The organism is Chania multitudinisentens RB-25, assembly GCF_000520015.2.
Lineage (GTDB): Bacteria > Pseudomonadota > Gammaproteobacteria > Enterobacterales > Enterobacteriaceae > Chania > Chania multitudinisentens.
In genome coordinates, this window is record NZ_CP007044.2 from 1,598,609 (window position 1) to 1,611,084 (window position 12,476).

Here is a 12,476-nt window from a genome sequence, read left to right on the forward strand (position 1 = left end):
CTGTATCGGGCCTCTGGTGCTGGGATTATCTTACCATTTCTTATTTAGCAGGTGGTCGATGCTGAAACCACCCGGGCCTGCAACCGCCAGAACGATATAACCACCGGCAATAGTCAGGTTTTTCATGAACATCAGTTGGTTGACGCCTTCTGCAAAGTTAATGTGGAACAGCAGTGCAGTCAAAACAGTAAAACCTGCGGTGAACAGTGCCACGGTGCGGGTCAGGAAACCGAACAAAATGGCCAGGCCGCCGCCAAGCTCTAACAGGATAGTTAATGGCAGTAGGAAACCAGGAACGCCCATCGCTTGCATATATTGTTGGGTGCCTGCATAGGCATCACCCATTTTGCCGTAGCCTGCCACGATAAACAGGATTGGCATCAGAATGCGTGCAACCAGCAAACCTGTATCTTCTAATTTTTTCATCATTAACTCCAAAAGTGATTTTGTTCGCCAATCTTGGCATCTGTGCGGCCGGAGGGGGTACTGCACTGCTCGTAGCCTGTTAATGAAATTAATATTAGATGAGAATAGTAATAGTTGTTAGCAAGTAAAATTGTCTTTTTCTTTCAAAAAAAATGAATATTTCTGTGATTGAAAAGATAATTAAATCATGTGGTTGTGTTTTTTCTTGTGGCTAGATAAGAGAAGATGGTATTTTATAACGGGATAGTTGAATAAAGTATGGGGCGTTATTTTGCAGGAAAGGCTCTGCGGATTACACGCAGGGTGCTCCAGGCACCAAAGGCACGTTGTGACCAACGGAGCAATTTGGTGGGATGGCGGATACCGTATAAAACCATAATGCTGAAACCGATAAACACATATTTGCGCTGGCTAAATAACCTCTGCCAGCCATGATCGAAACGTTCAGTCTTTTCCAGCCAGAGGGCTTTATTTTCGGCCAGATCCAGACGTTGTTGTTGGATCTGCCGAATCAGCAACGTTTTTTCCCTGTCACGGTACTGGCGGTGATTCATGCTTTCCCTCCAGTTGAGCACGATCCAGCTCCAATTGTTGACGTGTTGCGTTCAGCAAGGTTGAGCGACGCGCTTTAGCCAGGGTCCAAAACATGCCGATAACCGCCAGAAATAACAAGACTGCGGTGGTAGTACCCAATGCGAACAAACGATCGGCGGGATCGATCGCCCAGAAAATCAGCATCAGCAAACTCATCAGACCGAATGCGGTGAATAGGAGGGTAAGCCCGGCCATCATCAGTAACTGAATGAGGTTGGCTTTCTCCTCTTCCAGTTCAATAACGGCCAGGCGCACCCGCGTTTCCACCATGTTGACCAGAATAGTGAGGATGCGCTGACCAATATCCAAGACCCCTTTAGCAGGGCCTTGGGCGCTGTTTTTAGGATGATCAGCCATAATCAACGGCGCGCAAGCAGAACGCCTAACACCACACCAACCGCTGCGCCGATACCGACCCCGGCCCATGGGTTTTCACGTACATAATCATCAGCCTGGCAAGCCATCTGTTTGGTTTGATGGGCCAATTTGTCACCTGCATCAGTCAGGCGTGCTCGGGTATCTTTCAGAGTGTCTTCTGCTTTGGCGCGCAGTTTTTCCAGCTCAGCTTTAGATTTATCGGTGGAAGAGTTCAGAACTTCTTCTAGCATATCGGCCAGAGACTTCAGTTCAGCGCGTAAGTTTTCTGCATTTGAATCTTGTGCCATTGCGATATCTCCTTAACTTTTGCATCAACAGACTTTCAACATAGCGGATTTATTCGATGGAGAAAAGGGCTTATGCCCGGTTGATATCACTGACTAACCACGATATGGGCTACTAAAATCCCGCTTGATGTGGTTCTCATCGATAAATTCGCTGGTAGTAAAACCGTTCTGCAAAAAAGAATTATCCCAGATTGAGTGGCGAACGGATGAACCAGTGGTTTGGTGTTGAAGACTCGCTCAGGGAAATGGTATAGCCAGGAGAGAGAATAGTTTGTAAGGCTTCACGTGCCTGCCATTGTTGCTCAGGGGAATCCAGACGGATCACCAGATTATTACCTTCGGGTGTAATGCTTTTGATGCGAATACCGTATTCATCCAAACGTTGATAGACATAAAAACCGTCAGGCAGTGACAGGCCCTGGTGAACGGATTGGATACGCAGCTCGCTTTCTGTATGCACCATGTAAGGCACCAACACGATGGTCAATGCCAGCAGTGCCAGTGCGATAATGAGTGCGTATTGCCAGCGCGGGCGTTGAGCGATCACGCGCCTTTCCCTTGATCGTGATGACCTGAGCGCTTCTTGCGCCACAAGACAACCAATGAACCAACCAGGCCGATGACCAGCAATACCAGTGGCAGCATCATCAGGCCGAACATCAGCTGATCTTCATACTTACGGAATACAGGGGTTTTCCCCAAAGCGAAGCCCACGGAAACCAGAATCAATACCCAAAGTAGCCCACTCATCCAGTTAAAAAACTGGAAGCGTGCATTACTCAGGCCAGATAAACCGGCGATGGTGGGCAACAAGGTGCGCACAAAGGCCAAAAAACGGCCAACCAGCAGAGCCGACAGTCCGTGGCGGTGAAACAGTTGATGTGCACGTTGGTGATAGTGAGCGGGTAAATGTGAGAGCCAGCCCTGCACGGTGCGCGTATTCCCTAGCCATCGGCCTTGTATATAGCTGACCCAGCACCCCAGGCTGGCGGCGGTCGTCAGGATAAAGATGGTCACTGGGAAATTCATGGTACCCTTTGCAACCAGCACACCCACCAGGATCAGCAGGCTGTCGCCAGGCAGAAAGGCCGCTGGCAGCAGGCCATTTTCCAGAAATAAAATCATAAACAGCAGGACATACAGCGTCCAAACCAGCGAAGGGTTCGCCAGCGTCTCAAAGTCTTGCTGCCATAAGGCATCCAACAGTTGCTTAATAATATCCATCCAGTGTTCCTAAAACGTCAAACATCATTGTTTATTTTATTCAGCTGTAGGGCGACTGTGAGCGGGAAACTCGCGGAAAACCCAGATTGCTGACAGTAATGAAACGGTGTTGCTTTATTGATTAATGCTCATGGGTGCAACGCCGGATCATGAGTGATAAGTCAGCGAACCACGGTAAAGAATATTACTGTTTTTCCAACCACCAATTCTGCTTTGCTGCTGAGAGGAGTGTAAGGCCCAGTTGATTTGTTGCAGCCGGTGAGAAAGTGGTAAATCTATTTGCCACTGAGGTTTGGCATAGCGAGCTAGGGCCGTTGCTAAAGTATAGGCTGGAACCTGCGGTGCGGGGGAAAGTAACGAACTGGGGCAGGGCTGTACCCGGGGCAACAACAGCAGCAACTTGCCAGGGGCTTTACGACGGATTTCACCTTTGGAAGAGGGAGCCGGTTCGTAAGAGAGAAACTCGGGCAGGCTATTTAATACCTGCGGGCTCAATACGGTGGAAATGATTGCGGTTTGCGTTGCATATAGCTTTTGGCCGGAGACCGAACTGGCCCAGCAAAAAAGAGCAATAAGCATGGCAAACAACCATCGCATGTATTTGTGTTCCGTCTCAAAGCCAATAGGTAAAAAAAGTGCTCTAACTCTACCAAAATAGCATGATTGGCAACAGGGAAATCTGCGTTAGCGCAGGCAAAATATCACCCGGCAAGCGCCAATTTTGGCATCGATTCAGCCGATTTTACATTCCCAGACGTAAACCAATGTTTTTTGACAGTGGGACGCTATTTATTGTTATTACTGGCGGTGACGCTTTCCAGATGTATCACCGGATTTTCTGCAAACAGATAACGGTCAGCGTTATATTCGAAATCATCGGTGGTGGCGTTGAACAGCATCTGTTTGGTGTTTTCCAAGTGTTGCCACATTGCCAGCTTGGCTGCGTGAGGATCTTTTTTCATCAATGCTTTGAGGATCTGATCGTGATCGTCACACCAACTGGCGATCGAACGCTCATCAATATGTTCGTGTAGCTTGAGCCAGTAAGGGTTGCTAATCCGTTGTACCCACATTCTCTCTACGATAGTGGCCATAGCGGTGTTTTGGGTTGCCAGCGCGACCTGAACATGAAATTTGAGATCCCATTGTGAGTCGCGGAAGCGATCCTCCAGGCGAGCCTGTTCCTGGATTTCCATCAGGTGAACGATATCCTGTTTGGTCACCTGAGTGGCGGCGAATTCGGCGATGTTGCTTTCGATTAATTGGCGCGCTTGCAGCAGTTCAAAAGGCCCGGCGGTGGCGAATTCGATGCTGTCACCCGGCACCACCAGGTTTTTTTGCTGGTTGGAGATCACATGAATCCCTGAGCCTTTGCGCACTTCGACATAACCTTCAACTTCTAGCATGATGATCGCTTCGCGCACGACGGTGCGACTGACGTTCATTTCTTCCGCAATATAGCGCTCTGCTGGCAGCTTATCACCCACCAGATAAACCCCAGTTTCAATGCGTTGCTTAAGCTCGGCGGCCAATTGCTGGTAAAGACGTCTGGTTTCAGTGAATCCCATAGTGAATACTCGTGGTAGGAAGGCATAAAATTATAGTACTTGTTATACCACTTATCCGTTAAGGCTGCCAGTGGGCCTAACGCAGAAAGCCTGTGACAAAGGGGCTGATAGAGGCCTGGCTGAACGTGGTTAAGGAATCATCTTGCTTCAGTTGTACGGTAAATTTTACAGGGCCAAAATCTCACCCAATCTTGAAATCTCCGCCACCCGCAAACCCGTATTATTCCGCAGCCTGATTTTCTGCCTGATATTTTGCTTATCAAGGTACTTCCTGCGTCACGCCCCTGCCAATGGTTGAAACAGGGGCGCATAATAAAACGTTAACCTGTCATACAGATTTAAAAGTTGAGTGATATCACAAAAGCTGTGATTTAATTAGGCAATAATGATGCACATAACGCCATGCCATTTTGGTGGTTTTTTGTTCTTAAAATACGCTTTAAGCGGTTTTTAGATGTTGGTAAGTCAAAATATTGTTATACGTCGATCTTAATTGGTGTGATAACTTTTAGGAATAAATAGCAAGGTTAAGCTAGAAAACAAGGTGAGGAACCTGATATGGCCACATTTTTGAGCGATGATTTCTTGTTAGACAGTGAATTTGCCCGCCGTCTCTATCATGATTATGCAGCGGATCAGCCTATTTTCGACTATCACTGCCATTTGCCGCCGCAGCAGATTGCTGAAAATACCCGTTTCCAGAATCTGTATGATATTTGGTTGAAGGGCGATCACTATAAATGGCGCGCAATGCGTACCAATGGGGTCGCTGAGCGTTTGTGCACCGGTGACGCTTCTGACCGGGAAAAATTTGATGCCTGGGCGGCAACGGTGCCGCATACCATTGGTAACCCATTGTATCATTGGACTCACCTGGAACTGCGCCGCCCGTTTGGTATTACTGGCAAGTTGCTGTCACCGGCCACGGCAGATGAAATCTGGCAGCGTGGTAACCAATTGCTGGCACAAGACGCATTCAGCGCGCGCGGCATCATGCAACAAATGAAAGTGAAAATGGTGGGGACTACCGACGATCCCATCGACGATCTGCGCCACCATAAAGCCATTGCCGCTGACGGCAGCTTTGATATCAAGGTATTGCCAAGCTGGCGGCCAGATAAAGCATTCAACATTGAAGCACCCGGCTTCAACGATTATTTACAGCAACTGGAAGCCGCAGCGGATACCTCAATCTCTCGTTTCAGCGATCTGCGTGCTGCACTGAAAAAACGTATGGATCATTTTGCGGCGCACGGTTGCAAAGTTTCGGATCACGCGCTGGACGTGGTGGTTTACGGTGAAGCCGATGAAGCCACGTTGGATACTATTCTGGCGCAGCGGTTGAGCGGCAACATACCCACCCCGCAGCAGAGTGCACAGTTTAAAACCGCTGTGCTGCTTTTCCTGGCGGAGGAATATCAGCGCCGTGAATGGGTGCAGCAATATCACATCGGTGCGTTGCGTAATAACAACAGCCGAATGTTTACCACTATTGGCCCGGATATCGGTTTTGATTCGATTAACGATCAGCCTCTGGCTGAACCGTTATCACGCTTGCTGGATGCGCAGGCGAAACAGGGCGCTTTACCGAAAACTATCCTTTACTGCCTCAATCCGCGTGATAACGAAGTGATTGGCACCATGGTCGGTAATTTCCAGGGTGAAGGCACGCCGGGCAAGATGCAGTTTGGGTCCGGTTGGTGGTTTAACGATCAGAAAGACGGCATGCAGCGCCAGATGACGCAGTTGGCCCAGCTTGGGCTGCTCAGCCGCTTTGTCGGCATGCTGACCGACAGCCGCAGCTTCCTTTCTTACACCCGTCATGAATACTTCCGCCGTATCCTTTGCCAGATGATTGGCCGTTGGGTGGAAGACGGTGAGGCTCCGGCGGATATTGCATTGCTGGGTGACATGGTGAGAAACATTTGTTTCGATAATGCCAAACAGTATTTTGCTATCGAATTGGCATAGGTTGGTTTATGCAAAGCATCATAAAAATTCATTCAAAAGACAATGTGGCAGTAGCATTACGTGATTTAGCCGCCGGTGAAACACAAACGCTGAACGAGCGCGTCATCATACTGGCGCAAGATGTGGCACGTGGGCACAAGTTTGCGCTTGAGCCGATTGCCGTGGGGGAAATGATCGTCAAATACGGTTTACCCATTGGTCATGCGCTGGTGGCGATCGCACCGGGCGAGCATATTCATTCACAAAATGCCAAAACCAACCTGAGCGATCTTGATAGCTACCAGTATCAGCCAGAATTCCAGACCTTACCGGCGCAGGCGGCCGATCGCGAAGTGCAGATCTATCGGCGCGGCAATGGTGAGGTGGGGATTCGCAATGAACTGTGGATCATCCCCACCGTGGGTTGTGTCAATGGCATCGCCCGCCAGATCCAACAGCGTTTCTTGAAGGAAACCGAGGAAGCGAAAGGGATCGACGGCGTTCACCTGTTCAGCCATCCGTTCGGTTGTTCGCAACTGGGCCAGGATCATGAAAACACCCGTACCATGCTGCAAAATATGGTGCGCCACCCCAATGCTGGAGCGGTGTTGGTGATCGGATTGGGCTGCGAAAACAACCAGGTGGATGCATTCCGTACCACGCTTGGGGAATTTGATGAGCAGCGGGTGCGTTTTATGGTCTGCCAGCAGCAGGATGATGAAGTGGAGGCTGGGCTGGAGCATTTACATGCGCTGTATCAACAGATGCGTGACGATCGCCGTCAGCCGGGTAAGCTAAGTGAGCTGAAATTTGGCCTGGAATGCGGTGGATCAGACGGTTTGTCCGGCATTACCGCTAACCCATTGCTGGGGTGTTTCTCGGATTACGTGATCGCTAATGGCGGCACCACCGTGCTGACGGAAGTACCAGAAATGTTTGGTGCTGAACGTATCCTGATGAGCCGTTGTCGCGACGAAAGTACCTTTGAAAAAACCGTCAGCATGGTTAACGACTTTAAGCAGTATTTTATCGCCCACGATCAGCCAATTTACGAAAACCCGTCTCCGGGTAACAAAGCAGGTGGCATTACCACGCTGGAGGAGAAATCGCTTGGTTGTACCCAAAAAGCCGGGCAAAGCCAGGTGGTGGATGTCTTGAAATACGGTGAGCGTTTGCACCAGCCAGGGCTGAACCTGCTGAGTGCGCCGGGTAACGATGCCGTGGCCACCAGTGCTTTGGCCGGTGCCGGTTGCCATATGGTGTTGTTCAGCACTGGGCGAGGTACGCCATACGGTGGGTTTGTGCCAACGGTGAAGCTGGCGACCAACTCGGAGCTGGCGGCCAAAAAACCGCACTGGATCGATTTCGATGCTGGGCAGTTGATCCATGGCGTATCGATGGATCATATGCTGGAGCAGTTTGTTGAGTTGATTGTCGATATTGCCGACGGTAAACCGGCGCGTAACGAAGTCAATGACTTCCGTGAGTTGGCCATTTTTAAAAGCGGGGTAACATTGTAAAGCCCGGCGGGCGGGAGTAGCATAAAACAGCGTTTCAACTCCAGCGCTTGGTTATTTCCGCCCCAGGACTTCTAATGACGTTTTATTGGTTTGCTCAGGCCATTGGCCTACTGGCTTTTTTGTTTGGCATCACCAGTTTCTTCAATCGCAGCGATCAACGCTTCAAATTACAACTATCGGGCTATAGCCTGATTATCGGCATTCATTACTTCCTGATGGGGGCCAGCGCCGCTGGCAGCAGCGCACTATTAAGCGCGTGCCGTAACCTGATCTCCATGCGCACCCGCAGCCTGTGGGTGATGTGGATATTCATCATGTTAACGCTGAGCGTTGGCCTGTCTCATTTCAAATACTGGATCGAATTGTTGCCCATTTTTGGGACTTCCATTAGCACCTGGGCACTGTTTCGTACCCGTGGCCTGACGACCCGTTGTGTGATGTGGTGTTCAACCGCGTGTTGGGTAATACACAATATCTGGCTGGGGTCGATTGGTGGTTCGCTGATTGAAGGCAGCTTCCTGCTGATGAACGGCTTCAACATTATCCGTTTCCGCCGTTTACAGTTACGCGGTATTGATCCTTTCGCGGTCGAAAAAAAGGCGCCCAGTTCAATGGGGCGCCTTGCTGACGATCGTTAAGCCTCAGCGGGTTTTCAGCGGATTTTTATCTGCCAACCGCTGATCTTCTGCCTGACAGACGGCGGCGGTAAATAGCACGTCAGTGGAAGAGTTCAGCGCGGTTTCTGCCGAATCCTGCAAGACGCCGATAATAAAGCCCACCGCTACCACTTGCATTGCAACATCGTTCGGAATACCAAACATATTGCACGCCAGTGGGATGAGCAGTAGTGAACCACCGGCCACGCCAGAAGCGCCACAGGCACAGATAGAGGCCACCACGCTCAACAGCAGAGCGGTGGGGAGATCCACCGGAATCCCCAGGGTATTGACCGCTGCCAGCGTCAGCACGGTGATGGTGATCGCCGCCCCGGCCATATTGATGGTGGCGCCCAACGGGATAGAAACCGAATAGGTATCTTCATTCAGATTCAGCTTTTTGCTGAGTTCCATGTTGACCGGGATGTTGGCTGCGGAGCTGCGGGTAAAGAAGGCAGTTACGCCGCTTTCGCGCAGGCAGGTGAATACCAACGGGTACGGATTACGGCGGATTTTCCAATAGACGATCAGCGGGTTAAGCCCCAACGCCACCAGTAGCATACAGCCGATCAGCACCATCAGCAGTTGAGCATAGCCCCATAATACACCGAAGCCGGTTTCCGCCAGCGTGGAGGCCACCAGGCCAAAAATACCCAACGGCGCACAGCGGATCACCGCGCGTACCACCAGAGTCACGGCATCAGACATGTCATTGATCAGTGATTTGGTGGTATCAGAGGCATGGCGTAGTGCCAGCCCCAGCCCGATCGCCCAGGCCAGGATACCGATATAGTTGGCGTTGATCAGCGCATGGAACGGGTTGGCTACGATGCTCATCAACAGGCTTCTGACAACCTCAACGATACCCCCCGGTGGGTTGATATCGGTATTACCTACCGCCAGAACCAGCGTTGAAGGGAAAGCAAAGCTGGTTATCACGGCGGTTAACGCTGCCGCAAAGGTGCCCAACATGTATAGGAACAGGATAGGGCGAATATTGGTTTTCTGTCCCTGCTTGTGATTGGCGATCGAGGCCATCACTAACACCAGGACTAACAGTGGCGCAACGGCTTTCAGCGCGCCGACAAACAGCGTACCGAGCAGGCCAACGGCAATAGCAGCAGCCGGAGAAACCATTGCTACCGCGATACCAGCCACTAGGCCGACCATAATTTGCTTCACCAGGCTGCCCTGGGTAATCCGTATTAAGAGTTTATTCATGAGACCTTTTTTGCGTTTCCGCTTCCCTGAGATATTGGTGTACAGATAGCGTTGCCCAGCAGGAACGTTGCCAGATAAATTTTATTCATTTCTGTCGCTAAATGTGTTTACTCGGTCAGTATTCAGTAAATGAGGGAAGTTGAAAAGGGGCGGAGGTGAAATTACGTGCACAAAGCAATCAGTGACAACATTCTGTTTACATTTGTGTGATCGCAATAACATTTGGTATTTAAAGCAAATTGCCAAATAATCTATGGGGCAGTGAGCGCCCCAATCGAGTAATGGCTATCAGGTAATGAACGATTACCCAAGCGCCCTCCGTTGTGCCCCAAGGTTGACGACAAAACCTTGCAACAGCATCTGGCTAACAGGGGTATCGCTCACCTGGTGCTGTTTAAGCCGATATATCTCCTGATTTTCCGGCTTCGATGCGCTGAGCCAGTTCAGATAATGCTGCATGGTTGCCCCATCAAATTCCGGGTGGAACTGGGTGGTCAACGCGTTGTCACCGTAGCGCAGGATTTGGCAGGCATCTTGTTGCGAGCGAGCCAGAATTTCTGCCCCAACGGGGGGAGTGAGCACGCTTTGGGCATGGATCAGATTAGCTTTAAAGCGCGGCGGCAATACCGACAGGCGCTTATCGTTGCTGGCCGCGGGCAGCAGCTCGATCTCCAGCGTGCCTACCTCCATGCCCTGTGGGTGATAGCCTACGGTTCCCCCTAGTGCATGGGCCAGAAGCTGATGGCCGTAACACACGCCAAAAATCGGTAGTTTGATCCGCATTGCCTGGCGCAACCACGCCGCCGCCTGTTCGCTCCAGGCGTGTTGTTCTGTCACCATCGCGGGTGAACCGGTAATCACCACGCCGCAATAGCTTTCAGGTGGTAATAGAGTTTCACCGGCAGGAAGATGCACGATCTGCACGCGATCGGCGGCAATATTCCCTTGTTGCAGGAACATCTGATCAAAATTGGCCCGTTCGCGCCGAATGGCTTCCGGCGCATCGCCGGTTTGCATCAACAGCAGTGGTTTCATCTTATGCTCCGTCCGCCGGGAATATCACACCGGTCTGACGACGGATTTCAGTCAGCAAGCGAGCGATAATTAAGGAGTTCTCCAAGCCAACGTGTTCTATCTGCTGTTTTTCCACCAGATCGGCAAAGGCTTCGGCCTCGTACAGCATGGTATTGATGTGCTGCGGTTGGGTCAGATCCTGCCGGCTTGCTCCGCGCGGTGTCAGCACGATTGCCTGATATTCGGAGATCCTCTCGATTATCAGCGTTCCCTCCTCGCCCTGAATTTCGCTTGGAATATCCGAGTTACTGACCTTGGAATGTGAGAGGGTGACGCCGAAATCACCGTAATTCAGGCAGACGGTACCCTGTGCATCTACCCCGGTATCCAGCAGGGTGGCGCTGGCCATTATCAATTTGGGGGCGCCAAACAGCGCCACCGCGTTGGCAACGCAATAGTAGCCAATATCCATGATCGAACCGTTGGAAAACTGTGGATTAAACGTATTGGGATTTTCACCGGCCAGATAGCGCGGGTAGCGAGAAGAGTATTGGCAAAAATTGAGAAACGCTTTACGTAACCTACCGATTTTCGGCAATGCTTGTTGCAGCACCAGGAAGTTCGGCAAATAGGCGCTTTTGAACGCTTCAAACAGTACCACGTGGTTTTCCCGCGCGCAGGCCACCAGCTTTTCCACTTCTCGCAGATTAGATGCCAGCGGTTTCTCGCAAATCACATGCTTTTTATGGCTGAGAAACAGCAGGGATTGTTGGCAGTGCAGGGAGTTTGGGCTGGCGATATACACTGCGTCGATGACATCCGATTGGGCGAGTGCTTCAAGCGAATCGAAAAAATATTCGACAGGGTAATCAGCTCCAAAAGCCTGCGCTTGTTCGAGATTACGCGAGTAGATGGCGGTCAGCTTCATTTTGCCGCTCTCATGTGCCGCATCAATAAAGCTTCCCGTAATCCAGTTGGTGCCGACGACAGCAAAGCGAATCATAAATAGCTCCGGTTCCTGCAAGTAAAGTGGTTTAGTAAAGCAGATTATGGTGCCGTTAAATGTGTTTAAAATCCCTATTTATTCATACAGTTCACCGAATAGCGACAGATGTGTCAGATACAACCGGGTATCAAACTCCAATTGGTGATAGCTGGGTTCCATATGGCAGCATAGGCTGTAGAAGGCTTTGTTGTGATCCTTTTCTTTCAGATGGGCCAGCTCATGCACCACAATCATACGCAGAAAAGGTTCCGGCGCGTTTTTAAATACCGTTGCCACGCGGATCTCCGCTTTGGCCTTCAGCTTGCCGCCCTGCACGCGGGAAATGGTGGTATGCAGGCCCAATGCATGTTTCATCACCTGGATTTTACTGTCGTAGGCCACTTTGCTCAGCGGCTGCGTATTGCGCAGGTATTGGTTTTTCAGCTCGACAGTAAACTGATACAACGATTTGTCGGTGGTGCAGCCATGAACCTGCGGGTAGCGTTGTAATAGCACCTCACCCAGCCGTTGCTGTTGGATAAGCTGCTGCACCTGTGCTTGCAGATGGTCGGGATAGCCTTGCAGGTAACTCAGTTCGGGCATGTTGTACTCGTTAGACTTCACGTTGCAGGTATGTTGGTTGGGTTATTCGG

15 protein-coding genes are annotated in these 12,476 nt (G+C 50.6%); 3 read left to right on the forward strand and 12 right to left on the reverse strand.

Annotated features, from left to right (window positions below):
- Positions 1-30: 30 nt before the first annotated feature.
- The 8 genes from Z042_RS07010 to exuR all read right to left on the reverse strand — a co-directional run bounded on the left by Z042_RS07010 (position 31) and on the right by exuR (position 4,477).
- Positions 31-426, reverse strand: coding sequence for a DoxX family protein (locus Z042_RS07010; RefSeq protein ID WP_024911133.1), 396 nt, complete (start codon positions 424-426; stop codon positions 31-33).
- A gap of 266 nt (positions 427-692) precedes the next feature.
- Positions 693-980: a YqjK-like family protein gene (locus Z042_RS07015; protein WP_024911134.1), complete on the reverse strand. Its 288-nt coding sequence runs from the start codon at positions 978-980 to the stop codon at positions 693-695.
- Positions 958-1,377: a phage holin family protein gene (locus tag Z042_RS07020; RefSeq protein ID WP_024911135.1), complete on the reverse strand. Its 420-nt coding sequence runs from the start codon at positions 1,375-1,377 to the stop codon at positions 958-960. The genes Z042_RS07015 and Z042_RS07020 overlap by 23 nt, the downstream gene beginning before the upstream one ends.
- A gap of 2 nt (positions 1,378-1,379) precedes the next feature.
- Entirely contained in the window at positions 1,380-1,685 is a 306-nt protein-coding gene (locus Z042_RS07025; RefSeq protein ID WP_024911136.1) for an ElaB/YgaM/YqjD family protein, read from the reverse strand.
- A gap of 181 nt (positions 1,686-1,866) precedes the next feature.
- Entirely contained in the window at positions 1,867-2,229 is a 363-nt protein-coding gene (mzrA, locus tag Z042_RS07030; protein WP_024911137.1) for an EnvZ/OmpR regulon moderator MzrA, read from the reverse strand.
- A complete protein-coding gene (locus Z042_RS07035; protein WP_024911138.1) occupies positions 2,229-2,909 on the reverse strand; it encodes a DedA family protein in 681 nt (226 codons plus the stop codon). The genes mzrA and Z042_RS07035 overlap by 1 nt, the downstream gene beginning before the upstream one ends.
- A 147-nt stretch (positions 2,910-3,056) precedes the next feature.
- Positions 3,057-3,506: a hypothetical protein gene (locus Z042_RS07040; protein ID WP_024911139.1), complete on the reverse strand. Its 450-nt coding sequence runs from the start codon at positions 3,504-3,506 to the stop codon at positions 3,057-3,059.
- Between the two features lie 188 nt (positions 3,507-3,694).
- On the reverse strand, positions 3,695-4,477 hold the full coding sequence (exuR, locus tag Z042_RS07045; protein ID WP_024911140.1) for a transcriptional regulator ExuR: 783 nt from the start codon (positions 4,475-4,477) through the stop codon (positions 3,695-3,697).
- Positions 4,478-5,035: 558 nt separating this feature from the next.
- On the opposite strand from exuR, the gene uxaC reads away from it, so the two are divergent.
- From uxaC to Z042_RS07060, 3 genes are all read left to right on the forward strand, one after another.
- Positions 5,036-6,448 (forward strand): glucuronate isomerase, encoded by a 1,413-nt coding sequence (gene uxaC / locus Z042_RS07050; protein WP_024911141.1) that lies wholly within the window; start codon positions 5,036-5,038, stop codon positions 6,446-6,448.
- A gap of 8 nt (positions 6,449-6,456) precedes the next feature.
- On the forward strand, positions 6,457-7,947 hold the full coding sequence (locus tag Z042_RS07055; RefSeq protein ID WP_024911142.1) for a UxaA family hydrolase: 1,491 nt from the start codon (positions 6,457-6,459) through the stop codon (positions 7,945-7,947).
- A gap of 74 nt (positions 7,948-8,021) precedes the next feature.
- Positions 8,022-8,585: a YgjV family protein gene (locus Z042_RS07060; protein ID WP_024911143.1), complete on the forward strand. Its 564-nt coding sequence runs from the start codon at positions 8,022-8,024 to the stop codon at positions 8,583-8,585.
- A gap of 3 nt (positions 8,586-8,588) precedes the next feature.
- Here Z042_RS07060 and sstT read toward each other — a convergent pair whose 3' ends face one another.
- The 4 genes from sstT to Z042_RS07080 form a co-directional block, all read right to left on the reverse strand.
- Entirely contained in the window at positions 8,589-9,824 is a 1,236-nt protein-coding gene (sstT, locus tag Z042_RS07065; protein WP_024911144.1) for a serine/threonine transporter SstT, read from the reverse strand.
- A gap of 303 nt (positions 9,825-10,127) precedes the next feature.
- On the reverse strand, positions 10,128-10,859 hold the full coding sequence (locus tag Z042_RS07070; protein ID WP_024911145.1) for a glutamine amidotransferase: 732 nt from the start codon (positions 10,857-10,859) through the stop codon (positions 10,128-10,130).
- A 1-nt stretch (position 10,860) separates the two neighbouring features.
- Positions 10,861-11,841, reverse strand: a complete 981-nt coding sequence (locus Z042_RS07075) for a Gfo/Idh/MocA family protein (RefSeq protein WP_024911146.1) — start codon at positions 11,839-11,841, stop codon at positions 10,861-10,863.
- 78 nt (positions 11,842-11,919) lie between these two features.
- Positions 11,920-12,426: a M48 metallopeptidase family protein gene (locus tag Z042_RS07080; protein WP_024911147.1), complete on the reverse strand. Its 507-nt coding sequence runs from the start codon at positions 12,424-12,426 to the stop codon at positions 11,920-11,922.
- Between the last annotated feature and the right edge of the window lie 50 nt (positions 12,427-12,476).